Below are 20,280 nucleotides of genomic sequence, written 5' to 3' on the forward strand. Positions count from 1 at the left end.
GCTTGTATTCCAATTTATTAGATATTGCTGAGTGTTTATTCAGCATTTAATAAGTAGACTTATTCACATTTTATTGGTTTTTCTTCGAAATTATCAACCAATATAATCTTGGTAATATCTTCCTTTTTTACAGTAGAAGATTTTTTTTCACTTCTTGTTGCTATAAGAGCAATATCTATTACAAACATTTGTCTGCCTGCATTAATCAAGCCATTATTCTCTGTTTCTGTAGCTACAAAAGCATCATAATCTTTTACCTCTGCCAAATCAACTTGGCAAGAATCTCCTGGCATTATGCCTGGAATTTCTACGGTGCCTGCAAATTCCAACTTTTGCTGGTAAAAGTGTACAATCCCGTTGTAAGACTCAATATGTTTGCACCATCCATCCAGGCACTTAAATTTATTTGTTTTCTTTTGCTTCTCAGTTGATTCGCAATCTTTCTTCTTTTCTTCTTTGGAATTTTGCTTGTTAACAATTTGGACGTTAGACTTGTCAGTTGCCTCTTTTTGGGAATCTTCCTCTGATTTGCCAATGTGGGGATGCTTGTAATAAAATGTTTTTTCTACGATTCCTTTAACTAGCACCCTGTCGTTGAATACAGTATAGTCAGCAATCTGAACATCATATGATTCACCGATTATCTTTGACATAGGCGGCTTAACATTCAAAAAAGTTTCACAAAGCAACTGTGTTCTTCCCTCACCAACTACTTGACATTGCTCAAATAGCCTAGAGTTTACCATTTTATAACCTCCTTATTATTACCGATAGAGCTATTATTTAGCTTATCTGGAACTGCTATATTATATTTTGCATCATGGTATGATGTCACAATCTTTTCCATTTAATTGAAATAACATAATTTTCCTACAATAGCATTATATGCTATTGTTATAAAATGTAACCACTGGTATTTAAATGTATATTATATCAGCAAAGGGATTGGAAAGGGGGTTCTTACAATTTTAATATTGTCAATCATTTTAACAGTTATTTTAATAGCTGGTATAGTTTTGCATAGCTTCATTAAACCAGCGACAATATCTAGTTACGAAAATGAAATAAATTCTCATATTGAAATACCTGAAACATTACAACAGAGAGGTCAAATCGAATGCTTACTACCGAATCAACGATTGCGTTGACGATTTTTCTTGCTACAGTATTGTTCTTATTATGGCGACCGAGAGGACTAAACGAGTATATTCCTACAACTATTGGAGCACTGTTTATCTATTCTTTAGGAATAGTTAATCTAACAGATATTATCAATATTGAAGGCACTGTTATGGGAGCATCAATTACTATAATTTCAACTATAGTAATGTCAATAGTGTTGGAAAGTGTTGGTTTTTTCCGTTGGACTGCTTTTAACTTAGTAGGAAGATCTAAAGGATCAGGGATACTTCTCTACTGGAATGTTATTCTATTATGTTTTTTAATGACTATGTTTTTTAATAATGATGGCAGTATATTAATAACTACACCAATTATCATAGAAATCGTTAGAATTCTAAAATTAAAGCCACATCAACAATTCCCATATTTATGCAGTGGTGCCTTAATTGCAACTGCTGCCAGTGCACCGATAGGTGTAAGTAATTTAGCGAATTTAATTGCTCTCAAAATTGTTAACTTAGACCTTGTTACCTACGCAAAATTAATGTTTGTTCCATCCATGATGGGGCTTTTCATTACAAGTATACTACTATTTATCCACTTTAGACAATATATTCCAAAACGTATCACGTCTTTTTCCAGGACCTATATGTTTCTGTACGATAACACTAGCAAATCAAAACATCCACTGTCTAACGGAGTAAATGAATTAGAATCAATTAATTGGAATATGTTTAAAGTTTATATAACTATTATTATAATAGTGAGAGGGTGTTTTTTTGTATTGTCACATTTTGGTTTTCCTATTGAGCCGGTTGCCGTTTTAGGTGCATTGATATTAATTATGATAAGATGGATTAGTCAAGGCAAAGGGATTCTTGATGTAATTCAAAAAACACCATGGCATATATTAATATTTGCATATAGCATTTATATTGTAGTCTACGGCCTTCATAACACCAATATAACTTCCTTGATTATTGAATCTATAAAAACACCCGTTAACGCTAACCTATATAACGCCATATTAATTATGGGAACACTATTGACAATTATGTCAAATTTATTTAACAACCTTCCATCTGTTATGCTTGGAACCATTACTATTACTCAAATGGGTCTTGAACAATTATATTTGCAAGTTTGTTATCTAGCTAACATTATTGGAAGTGATATAGGTTCACTTATATTGCCGACAGGTACTCTTGCAACTTTAATATGGATGTATATTCTTAAAAAGAATAAGATTCCTGTTACATGGAGTCAGTATATTAGCGTTACAATATTAATTATACCAGTTGGCTTACTTACAAGTTTAATTAGTCTTTATTCATGGGTATTATTAATATCCTAAAAAGGGAGGGATATTTTTTGTCCAAAATTCAACAGTATGTTGGTAAAGTTATAAACATCGAAGTCGTAGGAGGACGGCATCACGAGGGGGTACTGGTTGACTATGGCCCAGATATAATAGTTATTTTTGACAACAGAAAGTACTATTATTATTATATTCCTTTAACCCATCTCAAGCATCTTGGGCTTAGTTCTCAAGAGAATCCAGAAAATGAATGGAATTTTAAAAACAAACCTATTAGTAGTGATACAGGTTTGCTTTCTTTTAGAAAAATTATTGAAAAAGCAAAAGACATTTTACTTGAACTTTATGTAACAGGAAATCATCCGGTGTATGGTTACATTACTAATATATTGAGCGACTATCTTCTTTTTAACTCCACTGTCTATAAAACAATAGCTATTAATATTAGCCATATAAAGTGGTTAGCTTTATCAAATCGCAATCAGACTTACTATTCAAAGGATAGAAAAGATTTGCATGTTCAGTCCACTTTAAATGCTATAGCAGCCCCAACTTTTGAGCAGCAATTAGACAAGATGATAGGAAATATAATTGTAATTGATGCGGACACTGGCCCAAGTAAAGTAGGATTAGTTGTTAGTGTAAGTAGTGAATTTATTGAGCTGATAATTGCAAATGAAGAAACACACTTGTTAAACATAAATCACATTAAAATGTTTCACATTTAACATGATATCAGATACATCAAAAAAATTAACAGTAATAAGTTATAAATACCTTATTAAATTAAAAAATATAGTGACCTTGTTAGATTATTTCTTTATCCGCATCACTAGCGTTGCATAAAACTTAAAATTGGTTATCAAGATGGCAGTAACGAATTAGCATAAGACCCTGATGCTAACAGTTATGGTGTATACAACCACGAGCTTTTCTGTCCCCTGTGTTAGAGGAACGACCACTTAAAAGGTAGTCCTCATCCACATTTTAGCCATAATGTTATTTACAGTATCACTGGGTCATAGGTCAGATCGTTTAAATGTGCTAGTGTATCCGCATAAAAAATTATCTTTCTTTAATATACCGCCTGGGATACATCCGGGCTTTCTTAATGAGTATTATCTTAACCAAACAAAGAGGGATAAAGGACAACTATAAGAGATAACAACCCATGGGTTGTTATCAAAAATCAGCCACCTTCTCCCCCTGGCGGGAAAAGGTGGTTTAGGTTGTTGATGATATCTAATGAGTTTACCTTCTTCAGCCGCCCTGTCCATGATAAGATCACATGTCTTTAACGTTAGACTCATGTTATCTGCACTTCAAAACTACTTCGCAGGTGCGGCAAGAGCGCCAGGGATAATTACGATTTCGCAGACCGGTTATGTGTCCCAACTTAGCCTCTCCCTCCATGTCCATACAGCAGGAAACGATAGTGCCGTCCCAAAGCACACACACCCAATCTTCAAGCAGGAAGCAACATCTAGTATAATCGCCATGTCCACTTTTAGCCCACGAATGCCTATCTACACGGAATATTTCATATTTGCCGGGGACAAGGCGATGGAGATCTGTATCGCCGAAAGTTTGCACAAGAATTTGTAACTGCGAGGCCTGTTGCTCTTTTTCCAAAATAAGTGTGTTAACATCTTCCAGGTCGGCTCCATTTTCTATACTTATAACCAGCAGTCCTGTGTATTTTAAAAGCATTTTCCTGATTTCTGATTGTTTTAGTAAGCGACCATTGGTACTTAGCCGCCAATTGATGTTATTGTGTTTTAAATATTCGAGGAAATCCGGCAGTTGGGGATGCAGAAGGCTTTCACCGAAATGGTGCAGACCAACAACCCCTCCGGGTGGAGGCTCCCATTTGAGGTAATATACTGTGTGTTTAAAGGTTTCCCAGTTCATGAAACCGCGTGTGCGTTTCATATTGCTGTTCCCGCACCATGAGCAAGTAGAATTACAATGATTGGTTAGTTCAATCTGGTAAATAGCCACCACTAACCACCTCTTTTTTTAAACCATAATCATTCTTCCTAACTTTTTGCCAGAATCGGTCCCGTCCCTGCTGGTAAGATATTTCTCTGTTCTTTTCCCGTCCGGTCATAGAATCTTCATGCAGACGGTACTTATAAAGCAGTTTGGGTAGCCAAAATACGGGACCAAGGCTGGCAATACGAAGAGAGTAATCTACATCTTCAATTCCCTCGCATTCCGGATCGAAGCCGCCAACACGGCGGCAGACCTGAGCCCTGTAAAGAAAAGCGGCGCCAAAATTACAATGATGAGCCACAAGGAAATCACGCATAATATTGTCAATGAACAGGCGAGGGTCATTAACAAAAGGTGCCTTGAGATTCGGACCAATAATTTTACCGTTGGCGTCGATATGGTAATAACCGGCAAAGGCGGCGACATACGTGGGATATATCTGCAGGATCGCTAAAAGATCAGAAATCATGTCAGGCAGCATAATATTGTCTGCTGAGGTCCATGTAATATATTCCCCGCGAGCTATGCTTAATCCGTAGTTTAGAGTCCGCGGCAAACCTTTATGCTCCCGGGAGTAATATTTTATTCTGGTATCATCATATGTGTTTATGATTTCTTGGGGTTCATCGGTAGAGCCATCATTAATAACAATCAGTTCAATAAAGGGGTATCTCTGCTTAAGAACGCTATCAACAGCCTCCTGAAGAGTATGTTTTTGGTTGTAAACAGGTAAGAGAATGCTTACAAGATATGGAATCATTTATTTCCCTCCTGCCCAAAGGCCAATATATTTCATGTTCCGTTATTCTCATTTTATGCCATTTTATTAGTTCCCGTGAGTAATACATTTATTGTAATTTAATAAAGCCTATGAACCGGAAATAATTAAAGATATTTGGCACCATGCATCCAGTTGATACCATAACCTGCATAACCGGATATAAAAGGGAAAGACCCTATTACTTTTTCAATTCAAAGTTTTATCAATTAGCCCGGCACTTCCATCTCCTCCACCAAATCGATGAGCATGATCTTCTCCAATTCGGTCTTTTCCAGAAGAGGTGACATATCCTCAATGGGTCTGTTTACAACAAGTTTAGGATCGACACAAGTAGTCTGTTCTAACCTTACGTCGACAAAGGCGGGCCCCTCTGTTTTCAGAGCCGTTTCAATAACATCCGGTGCGCTTGCCAAGGAGGAAATAATATAGGATGGAATCCCGTAAGCCGTAGCTACCTTCCCGAGATCGGGGCAACTATAGCCTTTAACAGTGGACTGCCTCCGGCCGCCGAAAAACATATCCTGAAACTGCCTTACCATACCCAGACACCTGTTGTTCATTGCAAATATCTTAACGGGGAGGTTATGGTGCACGATGGTATCAAGTTCCTGTATGTTAACTTGTATACCGCCATCTCCGTTTATGACGATAACCTTCCTGCCCGGGGACGCCTTGGCCGCACCCAACGCCGCCGGGAGCGCGAACCCCATGGCGCCCATACCGCCTGAAATAATCATCCTTTGATTTTTTTTGATATGGAAGGACTGCGCGGCCCACATCTGGTGCTGCCCTACATCGAGGCAGATGATATCTCCTTCTGCGCAATATAAAGAGAGAAGTTCCGTAAAGCGATTTGGGTTTATTTTTTCAGCCTTGGTCGATCGATTTTGAGAAGGGTATTTTCCCCTGTACCCCTTAATGATTTCGTACCAGGTTGATAAATCAGGCTTTATATACCCATCAAGCATTAAGTTGATTTTGGACAGAAATTCCCTTACATCACCCTTTAAGGCGATATCCACCTTTACCTTTTCATTCAGCTCCACCGGGTCTATGTCCACATGGACCTTTTTCGCGGCACGGGCAAACGTTTCCGGTCTTGTACCTGTCTGCCGGGTATCCAGCCTGGAGCCCAATATCAGCAAAAAGTCGCAATTGGCCAGGGAGAGATTGCTGTAACGGTTTCCATACGCCCCAATCATTCCAAAAAAGGCAGGATTGTCGTGTGATACTACGTCTAGTCCCATTAACGATGTTACCACGGGTATTCCGGTCTTTTCTATCAGCAAACTAAACTCATCAGTTGCCTTAGCTGTCCTTACCCCCCCACCTGCAAGTATCACAGGTCTTTTTGCTCTCTCCATGAGACTTATTACTTCTTCCATGTCCCTGGTGTTATATGAATCAGTTTCTTGTGTTCTTATATACTCATCGCTGTCCCAATACCCTATTAGCTTTCCAGGATCAATCTGCGCGCGCTGAATATTCATGGGAATATCAAGGAGCACCGGGCCCGGTCTGCCATTCCTCGCGAGATATACTGCTTTTTCCAGGTGGTATTTAATTGTCTCTGCATCAGTTACTAACGCAGCATATTTGGTAAGAGGTTTTACAACGCTTACAATATCGGTCTCTTGAAACCCCAGTTGACGTACGGCCTTCTCATATTTGTACTCGTACGTGTTCACCTGGCCGGTGACAAACAAACATGGGACTGAGTCAAAATAACAACTTCCAATTCCAGTTAACAGATTTAGCGCGCCGGGACCACTTGTGGCCATCGCTACCCCAATGTTCCCGTTTATACGGGCGTAAGCCTCAGCGGCAAAAGCCGCCGACTGTTCATGATGTACCGATACACAATGCATATCATTCCTGTTATAAATAGAATCAAGAAGATGCGTTATTGCACCGCCAATTAGCTCAAAGACATGACACACACCTTCCGTAACCAGGAAATCAATAATATAATCAGAAAGCTTCATAATAAAAAACGACTCCTTGTCATGGATATAGATCCAGATTTTCTTTGATCCATTGCACCGTTTTGTTAAGCCCTGTCCAAAGAGATGTGGTAGGAAACCACCCCAGTTCTGTTTTCGCTTTATTAATATTAGCTACCCATGATGCCGGCTCGGGCTTTTGACTATTTACTTTACCCCACCCTGGCTCTGAAATATTTCCAATAATATCATTGATCATCGATACCACTTCGCCGATAGAATACTGTACTCCAGAACCAATATTGTAGATCTTCCCTCCGGATGTGGGAGTACTTATTACTTTTAAGAAAGCATTCATCACATCGTCGATATTAATAAAATCCCGGACTGATTTTGGTGTCGAAAGTTCCGGAGACTGCCCTCTGAGAAATGATTTTATTACATAGGGTATGAGCCTGTGAGGGTCATCCCAGGGACCGTACGGGGAAAAAAGTCGCAGTGTAATAATCGGCAAACCTCTTTCAAGGGCCATGGATTGACAAAAGAGAGTAGTCGCAGCTTTTGAAACGCCATAATCTCCCACCGGCTCAAGAGTGTCTCTCTCACTCATTGGCTCTGATTTCACCCCATATTCTGAGGAACTACCTGTATTGATAAAACAATCGAATCCAATTTTTTCACAGGCCCTTAATAGATTGACAGTACCCAAAAGGTTGGATTCGATAATGACGGATGTATCTTTCTGAGAGGCAAATCCCCCGTAAGTCGCAAGATGACATATTATTGTCGGACCAATCTGAGCCACTGCCCTTTCCACAATCAAGGCATCCCGCAAATCCACTTCATGTTCTGTCACTCGTCCCAATAGGTCTGCTATACGCCACTTATTCGATGTGCTGCGGGTAAAGATATGGATGTCAATAGGTGACATTCCTTCGAAGAAGGTATGTCCCCTTGCCGCCTTATTTATTTCAACTAACCGGCGTGTTAGACAAGAACCGACAAAACCGGTGGCGCCTGTAATTAAAACTCTCATCCTTACATATCCTCTTTTTTCGCTCAACTTAAATCACTTCGGGCTGTTCTTTGCCAGTCTTTCCGCTAAACGCTTTCCACTTAAGATGGACTGGTCGCTCCAAAGATAAGCCCATTCTCCGTACCGTCCAATACAGTATATATTAAGGTTTTCCAGATAGTCCAACACGGTGCGCCTGCTTTCGGCGTGCCGCCTGTGGTAGAGCACCTGGGCGTGCTTTATGTCCTTACTGTCAACTAAGGTAATCTTGTCGTCTTTATCTATAACTCCGATAGTTATCAAGTCTTCGATTGTTTTTTCAAGGACATTTTCCTGTGACATGCCCAAAGACCTGTAACGGGAATAATAAACTTCGGCCTGTATGCTGGTAAATCCGGGCGGTGCATTGTTAACGGAATACTCACTGGGAAAATGCACTCTGCAGGGAAGAATATTTTCATTATAAATATAAAACCAGTGGCAGTTGGCTAGGTTCTCCCTCTTAACACCCAGGTTGACCAGGATAACTGACGTACAGTCCAGTTGGGAAGCTGCTTCCTCGATTTCCGTTGGACAATCCCTAATGCAGCACACCAGTTTAGGAAGCGGTATAGAAGACACCAGCGCGTGGTAGTAGCGTTTAAAGCCATTTTTAAAGGTTATTCTCTTCTTTTTCACATCAATTTCAGCCATTTCAAAACCGTAATTTACTTTGGCTCCTTCCTGCAAGCTACTTAAAAAAGATTGAAAGCCTCCAGCTTCTGGATAGCGGACGCTTGATATATAGTGCATATTGCAGAGCTCTTCGGATAGCGCCCCCTTGAGCACCTCCCCCAGGTTTGGTCGGTAAATCCGCTGTTCTATCCATTCCGTAGTCATTTGTTCAGGCTCCACCGTCCAATATTTCCTGGTATAGGCATAAGGAAAAGTCCTGGCAAACTTCTCCCCGAACCCGTCAATCAGCCACTGCCCGTAGTTTTTCGGAGAGCCTGACCCTGCCCGCTCCACCTTTACAAAGTCCAGGATACATTCAACCACAAGGTCCACCGGCAGACCCTTTAAATTGGTCTGGAGCGGATGACGGAGCCAGCAAGGACTGTACCTATTTAAAATCTTGGGGTAGATTTCATTGAACCGGCCTCCTATACTTTCGGCTAAAAGTTTTTTTACATAGGCGTCTTTGGTAAAAGATGAATGCGGCCCTTCATCGAAGATAAAGCCGTCAATCATATGGGAACGGCAGCGACCACCCCATGACGCTTCTTTTTCGTAGATATCCGTCTTGTGGTCATAATGACTGGAAAAACTTAACCCTGCTGGACCTGCCCCTAACGTCACAACAGCTTCTAACCCGTTGCAAACCATCTTACTACTCCTTTTAAAATTATTAAAACTCACATCTTAATCATTTGTCACAAGGATCTCGGAAATAGATGTGTCATTCTTAAAGATATTCTCTTCAAGTATTATATGGATACTTATTACATAATGTTACCAACCCTGATTTGTGGTATCAGGACAAAACCACCAATGTAGCAGGAATTTAAATCGGTATCGGTGCATCTCTTGGTGAGATGTTGGGGTATGCCATCGCGTTATTTTTGGGAAAATTCAACAGCTTTACTCTTGGGACAAAAAGAGGCCCTGCTATGTATTGAGCAGGGCTTTATAACCTTCCCTCTATTTCCATTTTTTCAAGTCCCTTTAAAATAAAGGTGTTAATATCATAAAAATATTCTTCAAATTCCCTTATTTCCTCATCACTCCAGTCCCACCACCTGATTCTAAGCAAGGCTTTAATTTGATCCTCCGAAAACCTGTATTTGATGATTCTGGCAGGATTGCCCCCAACTATGGCGTAGGGTGGCACATCTTTTGTAACTACCGCGCCGGCCCCTATAAAGGCGCCGTCTCCGATTGTTACACCTGATAATACTACTGCATTATACATGATTAATACATCGTTACCAATAATGGTTGGACCTTTTGAATATATTTCCTTATTGATCTCTTGAAATCTATGAAAATATAAAATCTTAAGTGGGTAACCGGCTACATTTTTTGCATAATGTTCTAAACCGGCAAATATCTTAACATCTGCTGATATACCAGTGAACTTCCCAACCAATACTATTTCGTCAGGTAGGAAAGCAGTATGAAAAGGATTGGGAGGCAACGCCACACTGTGTTTCCCAACAATAATAATTGCCATTGTTTCACTCCTTCTTTGATGGATTTTTGATATAACATAAGGTTATTTATTTAAACTGTCTTAACTTTTTCCTTAGGTATCGCAGCAGGCGATAAGTTCGGCAGATACAAGGGAAAGCAGTTGCTCAACATCCACCCTGTTAATATTAGGCTCATAATAACTAACCGTCAAAGTCAAAATATTATTGTATGTTCCGGTTACCAGCATGAACCCCGGAGCATAAAAAGCTGGTGAAAACAGGTAAGCATCCCTTACTGCTATATCACCGAATTGAAGTGGAGACCGGCTGATTAACCCAACGTTGGATAGTGCGGGGGAACATTTTCCGCTAATAATAGACTGCAGTCTGCCAACCTCAATGATTTGGAGAACTTCCCGGTAGCTCAAACCGGCTAAAAACTCAAAGAAGATAGCGCTGTAAATGCCGGGATGGTTATTTTTAACGGTTTTCATCTGCGACACTACTCTTAATAAGGTAGCTTCAAAGGATTCCATATAAACTCTGGCAGTGCGCACGCTGGCAACTCCAGATAAATTACACATTGCGTCTGGCTTGCCTCCCGGCAGGTACCTGCGTAAATCAACTGTTAAAAGTAATTCCATGGGTACACCTGGATAAGGCTTTACCATTTCAAACAGTGCCCTGAAAAATGCGGTCAGGAGTATATCATTAATTGTGGCGCACTTTTTTTTCGCGTAAGTGGAAATAGCGTGTACATGCCGGCTGAAGAGCTTGCGAATAGAAAACTGAGGTTCAGCAGGTTGACACAAAAGATATGGAAAGGCCCATGTCGGCTTCTGTTCAGCCAGTTGTGGGTTCCAGGCCCTTTTGAGGTTGAATATTCCCATATCCCTGAAAAGACAACTTTGGTCCCTCTTCCCAGGACTACTTGGTTTCGCTTCAAACCTAACGCCATTAGCAAGATTGGTGTAGATTGCGGATAATAGTTTTAAGTATTCTTTAATCCCGCCTCCGTCGCAACAAGCGTGATCCATTTTAACGCATATGGTGTCATTTTCACCGGAGCGAATTATTTTTACCAGAACCTGTGTGTCGTGTTTCTCGTCAAAAGATTGCGACATAAACCTGCGCAGTGTTTTTTCGTTATCCCGGGTTTCTTCCAGCGAACACAACTTGATATCGTCTATATCCACAAGGCGCTGCCAATAGGGGCGAATCTGCTCTTCAACAAAACGGCAGCCAAGAATTGGCTCAATATCAACAGACATTCTTACCGCTTCAGCCAGCTTGGCAGCGTCCAGATGTCCCTGAAATTCCAGAACGGCATGAATTTGACAGTTTGAAGTACCGTGGCGAGCGGCATAATTGATCCAGTCCGAAACGGCTGCTGGCAATATATCAGGATTCTTCTTCACTTTTGTTTTTTCATTCCTAGTATTCATGTTTTACTGCATCCTTCGCTTAAAGCCTACCCTCTTCTTCCATCTTTTCGAAGGCTTTTAAAATAAAGGTTTCAATATCCCCGGAGAAATACTCTTTGAATTCTTTAATCTCTTCATCACTCCAGTCCCACCATCGGATTCTGAGTAAGGCTTTTATTTGTTCTTCCGAAAACCTGTACTTTATAATCCTAGCTGGATTTCCCGCTACAATGGCATAAGGAGGTACATCTTTAGTGACTACCGCTCCAGCTCCGACAATGGCTCCATCTCCAATTCTCACACCTGATAATATTAAAGCATTGTACATAATCAAAACATCGTTGCCAATAATGGTTGATCCTTTTGTATATACTTCAGTCTTGTAGTTTTCCATCAATCCAGCTAATAAATTTTCAATAGCAGCCGGCCCGTTTGTAAATATACCCTTGGCGTTTTCTATAAAGTTCTGAATTGAGAATACTGGAAAAGCGGCTACATTGTTTAAGAAATGTTCACCACCACCCAATATTTTTGCACCAATTGACAAACCGCAATACTTACCCACCTGTATAACATCGTCAGGGCTGAAGATCATAAAATGAAATGGCGTTGCTACCGAATGCTCTCCTATGGTAACCCCCATTGCTCCACCTTCTTTCCATATTTATCACTTATACGTACAATCCCTGTCCAGCAGTGAAAATCCGTACCAGCCGGCCGGTTTCTCTATTTGTCAATATTTTTTTTACCGATTGTTATTTGAACAACGAGCCAATTTCATTCGCATAAACCAGTCAAATGCATCCAACACATAATCAATCTCTTTTTGGCCCAACCCTGGATAAAGACCTATCCAAAATGTCCGCTCCATAATCAGGTCGGTGTTTTTTAGTTCCCCCGCTACCCTGTAATGAACATCCTGGAAAGCAGGCTGTTTCAGAATATTGCCCGCGAAGAGCAACCTGGTGCGAATGCGGTGATCTTCCAGGTGTTGTATTAGCTGCTGCCGCGTAAAGGGGGCGCCGTCACGGACAGTCAGCGGAAAGCCGAACCAGCACGGGTCGGCATTTTCAGTGGATTTAGGCAGGATAAAAACATCTTTATGCTTTTGCAGCCCGGCATAGAGTTGTTGAAAGTTTTTTCTGCGCATGCAGGCAAAATCAGCTAATTTATTCAGTTGCGCTACCCCAACCGCCGCCTGCATATCAGTTATTTTCAAGTTGTACCCTAAGTGAGAGTAGGTATATTTATGATCGTAACCGCTGGGAAGTTCCCCCAGCCGCCAGGCAAACCTCCGCCGGCAGGTATTGTCCTTGCCTGGCGGACACCAGCAGTCTCTGCCCCAGTCCCTGAAAGACTCGGTAATTCTCTTTAACAGCGGGTCGCTGGTCAGCACTGCCCCTCCCTCACCCATGGTAATGTGATGCGCTGGATAGAAGCTGAGGGTGGCCAGATCCCCGAAGGTACCGGTATATCTTCCTCTGTAAGTCGAGCCAAGAGCATCGCAGTTGTCCTCAATAAGCCAGAGGCCATATCTCTTTACTATCTTTGTTATTGCATCAAGGTTGAATGGATTACCCAGGGTATGGGCCAGGATGATGGCCCTGGTTTTAGTGCTTACTGCCGACTCCAACTGTTCAACAGCTACATTGTACGTCTCCGGGTCAACATCCACAAAGACAGGTGTCAGACGGTTTTGCAGAATGGGGGCGACTGTGGTCGGGAACCCGGCCGCAACAGTTATCACTTCGTCGCCTGGCCTGAGCCGCCGCTCACCCAGCTTCGCTGAAGTAAGGCTGGAAATCGCTAAAAGATTAGCCGAGGAACCGGAATTGGTTAGCAGACAGTAGCGCGCACCGAGAAAGTTCGCCAATTTTTCTTCAAAGAATGAAGCGTATCTGCCAGTAGTAAGCCAAAAATCGAGTGACGCGTTTATTAAACTTATTATTTCTTTCTCATCGTAAACTTTGCCGGCACAGGATACCCATGTTTTGCCCGGCTCAAAGGGCGGCGGTGTGTGAAACAAGTTATAAAACTGCTCAGCCCGACTGGAAATATCGCTTCTCCAGAGCTTCTCAAGACACGGCAGGTTAATTTCTCCCGCCTTGCCCTTGATATCCTCCTCTATGATTTTAAGCCGGCAATTTAAATCTATACCCAAAGGAATATTTACGCTTTTTTCAACAAAGAGATCTTCTGCCTCCAGAACATAAGACATTCTATTATCTGGGCCATCTGACTTTACCATTGGCCAAACATAATATCCCCCTGCACTAGACGAGGCCACAAGAACAAATCCACCCTCAATTATTAAAATATCCCCCGCTTTATATGTCATCTTGATCCTCCTAATGATAACAATACAAAATATTAGTCAATTTGATTGTTTTTATCATTAGAATATTCCTGTTGACTAATATATTTCCACGAAAAATCACAGTTTTTCCAGATTTCATTCAGTTCTTTATAATCTTTATAAGTATCCATGCATTTCCAGAAGCCTTCATGTTTATACATGGCCAGTTCTTTTTCATTAACCAAATGTTCAAAAACTTCTTGCTCAAGAACACAATTATCATCCATATAATTCAATATTTTTCTATGAAATACACAAAAGCCACCGTTGATATAATCATTCAGTAAAGGCTTTTCTTGAAACCCGGTCACCATACAATCGGGGTCGATAGTTATTTTCCCGTATTTAGAACGCGGCCTGATTCCTGTTATAACACCAATCTTTTGCTTTAGCTTGAAATATTCTTCCAGCTTCTTTAGGTTGACATCTGAAACTCCATCTCCGTATGTCAAAAAGAAATATTCCTCATTAATATATTTCTCAATCTTTTTAATACGCCCACCGGTATTGGTCTCCATACCCGTGTCGGCAAAAATGATATTCCAGTTCTCTACCGGATCTCCGTCTTCCAGTATGGTATGAAAACCATTTTTTAAGTTTAGTTGAATATCCCCGCGATTTTTATAATTTATAAAATACTCTTTGATAAGGTGTCCTTTATAACCAAGACATAGAATAAAATCATTAAAACCATAGAATGAATAATGTTTCATAATATGCCATAGAATTGGGTGTTTACCTATAGATAACAGAGGTTTGGGTTTATTCTCCGTCTCTTCCCTAAGACGGGTTCCTTTTCCGCCACATAAAATAACGACTTTAGGTTTCACCGATGGTTGCCCCTTTCTGTTCTGAGTTAAAGCCTTAACTGAAAGCTAGCATAAATACCTTGCGATACAAGGGGAAAACCTTTTCAGGCAGAAAAGCGGTTACTCGTTTTGACTGGAGTCTGATCATTTCTTTTCGCTTAGTATGGTCGTTAACTATCCGGTCTAACAGTCGGGCTGTTTCCCGTACATCTTTATCATTTATCAGACAGCCGGACTCTCCAAGAATTTCCGGCACAGATGCCCGGTTAAAAGCGACAATCGGTACTTTAAGGTACATAGCTTCAATTAACGGAGTAGAAAACCCCTCATATTCACTCATGCATAAGAAAACCCTTGACAGCCTGTAGTAGGCTAAGAGCTTTTTAAAGGAGGTACGGCCGGTCAGAAACACATTCTTTATCTCAAGCTCTTTAATCAAAGCCAACAGCTTCTGACAGTACCCGGCATGAGACGAGAAGCTTCCTACCAGGAACAGGCGGGACTTCGGATTAAGTCTTTTATGGTAATAATTAAATACCGAAATAGTGTCTTCCAGTTTTTTATTTGGGGTAATCTGGCCGACAAAAAGTATATTTGTATAGTCGTCATCATAGGCTTTCATTAACTGCAAATCAGGCTCCTGGTCATACTCCTCCAGGTCTACCGGCAGGGGTAACACACAAGTCTCTCCATAGCCCTCTTTATATAATTCCCCTTCAAGGTACTTGGTGGTGGTGAAAGCAAATTCAAACTGATTTTTCAGTTTTTTTAATTCCTCACGTCCTCCCAGCATGTAGATCTGAGACGGGTGGTTTTCGAAATACTCCGGCGGCATAATCCCGTGGTAAAAAAGTACTTTTCTTTTTGCTTTGATACCGGCCAGGGTTTTGGCTGCCCGTGACCCTATAAACATATGGTATATGATGTTATCTCTTTCGCCGTCCAGAGAAGATAAGTCCTTTGTTCCTGTTTCCTGCTGCCCTGTTTGTGTAAAAATGTCTGACTCACAACCAAGATCTTTGATAATTTTTTGCAAAACCAAAACGGCATTGCTGATATCATCGCCGTGCCGCATGGAAGGGATGATCTGATCTATTTGCATGGCACGCCCTCCATCTTTATTAAAATTTTTAATAAGATCAAATTTTATTAAATAAATCTAGGAGCCTTTTTTTCGCAGCCTTGTTATCAAAAAAGTACAGCTGGGATTCCGCATAAGCCATCACTTCTTCGTAAAAACTGGTTTTCTTTAAAAGCTCACCGGCTAGTTTGACCGCTCCGTCAATATCTTGATAATTTTTTACGCACAGTCGCGGGAATAGTCTTTTTTGCGTATAAAAGTTGTCTGGAGCAATGCAGGGTATTTTTACCGCTGCGCAGTCAAGGGCAAATCTCCCCCAGATCTGCCGGAAGTCCAGGTGTAGTCCCATGAAGGAGTAATTTAACTGAGTTATATAGTCTTCCCAACGTGGTGTGAAGTTGAAATAGATTTGCGGTATCGGCATATACTTTCTCATCAGACGGATGTATTCTTCATCTTTACGGCTATACATATCTATGGACCCTGGCAAGCCTATTTCCGAAAGCGCCGCCAGGTTGATAAAACCGTTTCGCAACATGGATCCCAGTTGAATTACCTGTTTTTTTTCAACCTGAGGACAAAGTTCCTCTCTAACCCTCTTCAGTGGAAAAGGGACACCGACCATCCCCACCGGCCTGGTCGTCATAGCCTTTATAATGGGAATGTCGTATTCGTGCGTGACGCCTACCGCATCTGCTGTATTTAAAAGCTCAATAAATTTTACCTGCTTATCTCCCATGATGTAAGAGGTGAAATATTCAATTTCACCATCCAAGAAAACGACAACCCGCGCCGACGATTGCCTTTTTATTTTCAGGCCCACCTCTATTGTTTCATGGCGCACAGCCACCATCACCAGGTCATATTCGCTGAAAAAATCATAGGAAAAACTGTTATGGCCATGCTCAAAAGACATACCGTTGTAATGGTCTCCCTCCATTACTGCAGCCCATTGGGTGATCCTGTTGACATCTTTTATCTTTAAATCACTGGGGGGGGTCTGACTGACCAGGCAAAACTTCATGATCTCACCTCGCTAGCTAATAAGGTTAAACAGTCTCATTTTGCACTGCTCATAGCTGAAAAGTTCAATTTGCGATTCGGCGTAGGATATTACTTCCTCATAAAAATCAGCATCGGATACCAATTTTTTCACCAGCGCGACCGCTCCCTCTATATCCCGGTGGGGTACGCACAGGCGGGGAAACAGGATTTTTTGTGTATATAATGAGGGGGGCGCCACGCACGGCATCCTGACGGCGGCACAGTCAATGGGAAACCTGCCCCAGGAATACCGGTTATCCAGGTGCAGGCCCAAAAGGGAATAATTGGCCTGAGTTATATAGTGGTCCCAGCCCAAGTTATTGTATCTAAATTTTATCTGCTGAATTGGCAGGTATTCTCTTATAGACCGGACATATTCCATTTCTATTGGCTCCCATATATTAACAACACCCGGCATCCCAATTTCAGACAGTGCCGCCAGATTGATCAAAGCGTTACGGTTGTGAATAAGAAACGAACTTATGCTGCTGCCCAGTTCGATTTCTTCCTGTTTCTGGACAGGCGGACACATCTGGCGGACTCTTTTCAGCGGGAAGGGCAGACCGACCAGACCTACTGGCCTGGTGGTTAGCGCTTTGAAAAAAGGAACGCTTTCATCGTGCAGTACTGCCACGGCATCGGCCATATTTAACAGCTCCACCATCTTAGCCTTCAGAGAAAGAGGGGTATAGGTAGTAAAGTAATCAACTTCAGCATCAAGGAAAACGATCACCTTTGTTTTTGATCTTTGTTTGACTTTAATGCCCACCTCTATGGTTTCTTGCCTGAGGGCCAGCATAACCAGGTCAAACTCGTCAAAATAATCGTAATCCAGGCCGTAATCCCCCCGGTCGAAAAGCGGCCCGTTATATACCGTCCCGCCCATGATGGCGGCCCAAATATTGGTGTTGTTTTGCTGGATGGTGTATATTTTTCCATGGTCTGGATGATAGGGTTCTGCACTCAGCAGACAAAATTTCACTGTAATTCACCTCCGGTGAATCAATACTATTTAATCTTTCTATGAGCGCCTCTCCAATAGTTAATGCAGTTGCCAGCCAAATCAACATACTCATTTATTTATGCTACCCCTGGCGGCTCATCCGTGAGGCCATAATCTGCCACTTTTATCTTAAGGCAACTTGCGGCCTGATTTCCGTCTTTGTCAGTAACAACAATCGAAATAACATGAAACCCCACGTCTTTTGCCTTTGGCGTACCGGTAATACACACAACGACATCGCTTGCGGGCAGCTCGGTGATTATGTTCAATTTAGCCCACAAAGGGAGATTCACAGCCTCAATCCCGGTAATCAGGCTATCCGGATCGGAGGCTACGATATCAATGCTAAAGGGCATTCCTATTAAGACGTTCTGGATTTTATCAGGCCCCGCACATACGGGTGGCTCGCCGCTTTTTTTAATAATCCGGACTAAGGCATCGACACACGATTTTGACTTTTCGCTTTCTGCCACTACCTGGTAGGACCAGAGTTGTCCCGGCACCGTATCTGTGGTATCCCAGGTAATCATAAAGGTATCGGAGTTTACGTTTAAAGGGCTGGAAACAAAGGGGGGGCCGGGCTGGGTAAACCCTCCGTTTGTACCACTGGCCTCCACATCATTGGCCAACCGGAAAGTCAGTAAACTGCCGTCAGGGTGTGCGACAGCCACAGGAAAGGAAAATATTGAATTTTCAGGAGCATTAACTATTACAGGAGCTACGGCGACTGGAGAACCACTTGATGTTGTGAAGTCCACCAGTGTCTCCAGCTGATAACTGCCGCCCGGGTTATTGATGTGTTCTTTTAAGGCCAATCGATAGATACTTTTTATTCCCGCTCTCCATGCACCTTCAGTTTCCGTGTTAAGCGGATCTGGATAAGTATGTAAAATTGTCTTTTTTCCGGTTGCCGGATCTAGGGCTCTACCCAGTATCCAGTTATCCTTTTCGCTGAAATCTATAATGATATACTTGAGCATACCCGTGGAGGTACCATCACCAAAAGCGAGACTGGTAACCCCTATTGTATCGAGAATGATATCTCCCCTGCCTGGAAGCCCATCCTGAGCGCTGCCGGAAAAGGCGTTCCGGCTGAAAGCATTTATCAATGTAAATTCAGCAGTGTTTGGAGCTATATCCGGGCGATGGCGCCATGATATCTGGCCGTAGTAATAGTGACCCAACTCCTTCTTCTCCATAATTTATCCCCTTCTATAATTTGTTTTAGTGAGAACTGATTCTATCATATAAATCGAGCAGCCTTTTTTTCGCCGCCTCGTTATCAAAATAGTCCAGCTGGGATTCAGCATAAGCCATCACTTCTTCGTAAAAACTATCATTCTTTAATAGCTCTTTGGCCATTTTGACCGCTCCGTCAATATCCTGACAACTTTTTACACACAATCGCGGGAAAAGTCTTTTTTGCGTATAAAAGTTGTCTGGAGCAATGCAGGGCATTCTCACCGCGGCGCAGTCAAGCGCAAACCTCCCCCAGATCTGCCGGAAGTCCAGGTGCAGGCCCATGATAGAATAATTGAGCTGGGTTATATAGTCTTCCCAGGGGGGTGTATGACTGAAATAAATCGGGGGCAAAGGCATGTATTTTTTCATTAGACGGACATACTCTATATCCTCCGGACCCCACACATCTACTACTCCCGGCAAACCGATCTCAGACAGGGCCGCCAGATTGACAATGCCGTTCCGATTAAAGCTTTTACCCGTACCGCACCCCACGTGGATTGCCTGTTTTTTTTCAACCGGGGGGCAGAGTTCCTCCCGGACTCTCTTCAGTGGAAAAGGAACACCTACCAGACCCACCGGCCTGGTGGTCAGAGCTTTTATTATTGGAATACTATATTCGTGCGTGACGCCTACCGCATCTGCCGTATTTAAAAGCTCAATAAATTTGACTTGCTTATCTCCCGGGAGGTACGAGATGAAATGCTCCATCTCGCCATCTACAAAAACGACAACGTGAGCCGTTGACTGCTTTTTTATTTTTAAGCCGATCTCAATTGTTTCAAGACGTACAGCTGCCATCACCAGGTCAAATTCGCTGAAGAACTCGTAGGACAAACCGTTTTCACCACTGTCGAAAGCCAGACCGTTGTAATGAGCCCCTTCCATTACCGTAGCCCACTGGGTTATCCGGTTGACATCTTTTAAATCTAAGTCATTGGGGGGTGTCTGACTGACCAGGCAGAACTTCATAATC

18 protein-coding genes are annotated in these 20,280 nt (G+C 42.0%); 2 read left to right on the forward strand and 16 right to left on the reverse strand.

Annotation, left to right across the window (positions count from 1 at the left end; translation table 11 throughout):
- Positions 1 to 59: 59 nt before the first annotated feature.
- Positions 60 to 746 (reverse strand): SPOCS domain-containing protein, encoded by a 687-nt coding sequence (locus Pmgp_RS04510; RefSeq protein ID WP_134212778.1) that lies wholly within the window; start codon positions 744 to 746, stop codon positions 60 to 62.
- A gap of 371 nt (positions 747 to 1,117) precedes the next feature.
- On the opposite strand from Pmgp_RS04510, the gene Pmgp_RS04515 reads away from it, so the two are divergent.
- Positions 1,118 to 2,476 (forward strand): arsenic transporter, encoded by a 1,359-nt coding sequence (locus Pmgp_RS04515; RefSeq protein ID WP_134212779.1) that lies wholly within the window; start codon positions 1,118 to 1,120, stop codon positions 2,474 to 2,476.
- Between the two features lie 17 nt (positions 2,477 to 2,493).
- Entirely contained in the window at positions 2,494 to 3,168 is a 675-nt protein-coding gene (locus Pmgp_RS04520; RefSeq protein WP_134212780.1) for a hypothetical protein, read from the forward strand.
- 583 nt (positions 3,169 to 3,751) lie between these two features.
- Here the strand turns inward: Pmgp_RS04520 and Pmgp_RS04525 are convergent.
- The 15 genes from Pmgp_RS04525 to Pmgp_RS04595 all read right to left on the reverse strand — a co-directional run bounded on the left by Pmgp_RS04525 (position 3,752) and on the right by Pmgp_RS04595 (position 20,276).
- Complete coding sequence (locus tag Pmgp_RS04525; RefSeq protein WP_243119727.1) at positions 3,752 to 4,372, reverse strand: SPASM domain-containing protein; 621 nt, start codon at positions 4,370 to 4,372, stop codon at positions 3,752 to 3,754.
- A 49-nt stretch (positions 4,373 to 4,421) separates the two neighbouring features.
- Entirely contained in the window at positions 4,422 to 5,195 is a 774-nt protein-coding gene (locus tag Pmgp_RS04530) for a glycosyltransferase (RefSeq protein ID WP_134212782.1), read from the reverse strand.
- Positions 5,196 to 5,422: 227 nt separating this feature from the next.
- Positions 5,423 to 7,201, reverse strand: coding sequence for a thiamine pyrophosphate-binding protein (locus Pmgp_RS04535; protein ID WP_134212783.1), 1,779 nt, complete (start codon positions 7,199 to 7,201; stop codon positions 5,423 to 5,425).
- A gap of 19 nt (positions 7,202 to 7,220) precedes the next feature.
- The gene (locus Pmgp_RS04540) at positions 7,221 to 8,195 is read right to left on the reverse strand and encodes an NAD-dependent epimerase/dehydratase family protein (protein ID WP_134212784.1); all 975 of its coding nucleotides are present in this window, start codon (positions 8,193 to 8,195) and stop codon (positions 7,221 to 7,223) included.
- 33 nt (positions 8,196 to 8,228) lie between these two features.
- Positions 8,229 to 9,539 (reverse strand): protoporphyrinogen/coproporphyrinogen oxidase, encoded by a 1,311-nt coding sequence (locus Pmgp_RS04545; RefSeq protein WP_134212785.1) that lies wholly within the window; start codon positions 9,537 to 9,539, stop codon positions 8,229 to 8,231.
- A 301-nt stretch (positions 9,540 to 9,840) separates the two neighbouring features.
- Positions 9,841 to 10,386 (reverse strand): CatB-related O-acetyltransferase, encoded by a 546-nt coding sequence (locus tag Pmgp_RS20520; RefSeq protein WP_134212786.1) that lies wholly within the window; start codon positions 10,384 to 10,386, stop codon positions 9,841 to 9,843.
- Between the two features lie 72 nt (positions 10,387 to 10,458).
- Positions 10,459 to 11,790 carry a condensation domain-containing protein gene (locus tag Pmgp_RS04555; RefSeq protein WP_134212787.1) on the reverse strand — a complete coding sequence of 444 codons (1,332 nt, stop codon included), beginning with the start codon at positions 11,788 to 11,790 and terminating at the stop codon, positions 10,459 to 10,461.
- Between the two features lie 19 nt (positions 11,791 to 11,809).
- The gene (locus Pmgp_RS20525; protein WP_134212788.1) at positions 11,810 to 12,412 is read right to left on the reverse strand and encodes a DapH/DapD/GlmU-related protein; all 603 of its coding nucleotides are present in this window, start codon (positions 12,410 to 12,412) and stop codon (positions 11,810 to 11,812) included.
- Positions 12,413 to 12,514: 102 nt separating this feature from the next.
- Positions 12,515 to 13,987, reverse strand: coding sequence for a lipopolysaccharide biosynthesis protein RfbH (gene rfbH, locus Pmgp_RS04565; protein ID WP_243119728.1), 1,473 nt, complete (start codon positions 13,985 to 13,987; stop codon positions 12,515 to 12,517).
- A 152-nt stretch (positions 13,988 to 14,139) separates the two neighbouring features.
- Positions 14,140 to 14,955, reverse strand: coding sequence for a sugar phosphate nucleotidyltransferase (locus tag Pmgp_RS04570; protein ID WP_134212790.1), 816 nt, complete (start codon positions 14,953 to 14,955; stop codon positions 14,140 to 14,142).
- 34 nt (positions 14,956 to 14,989) lie between these two features.
- The gene (locus tag Pmgp_RS04575) at positions 14,990 to 16,036 is read right to left on the reverse strand and encodes a glycosyltransferase (RefSeq protein WP_134212791.1); all 1,047 of its coding nucleotides are present in this window, start codon (positions 16,034 to 16,036) and stop codon (positions 14,990 to 14,992) included.
- Between the two features lie 37 nt (positions 16,037 to 16,073).
- The gene (locus Pmgp_RS04580) at positions 16,074 to 17,039 is read right to left on the reverse strand and encodes a hypothetical protein (RefSeq protein ID WP_134212792.1); all 966 of its coding nucleotides are present in this window, start codon (positions 17,037 to 17,039) and stop codon (positions 16,074 to 16,076) included.
- A gap of 12 nt (positions 17,040 to 17,051) precedes the next feature.
- Positions 17,052 to 18,041, reverse strand: a complete 990-nt coding sequence (locus Pmgp_RS04585) for a hypothetical protein (RefSeq protein WP_134212793.1) — start codon at positions 18,039 to 18,041, stop codon at positions 17,052 to 17,054.
- 98 nt (positions 18,042 to 18,139) lie between these two features.
- Positions 18,140 to 19,261, reverse strand: a complete 1,122-nt coding sequence (locus Pmgp_RS04590) for a hypothetical protein (RefSeq protein WP_134212794.1) — start codon at positions 19,259 to 19,261, stop codon at positions 18,140 to 18,142.
- Between the two features lie 25 nt (positions 19,262 to 19,286).
- Positions 19,287 to 20,276, reverse strand: coding sequence for a hypothetical protein (locus tag Pmgp_RS04595; protein WP_134212795.1), 990 nt, complete (start codon positions 20,274 to 20,276; stop codon positions 19,287 to 19,289).
- Between the last annotated feature and the right edge of the window lie 4 nt (positions 20,277 to 20,280).

The organism is Pelotomaculum propionicicum, from assembly GCF_004369225.1.
GTDB lineage: Bacteria > Bacillota > Desulfotomaculia > Desulfotomaculales > Pelotomaculaceae > Pelotomaculum_B > Pelotomaculum_B propionicicum.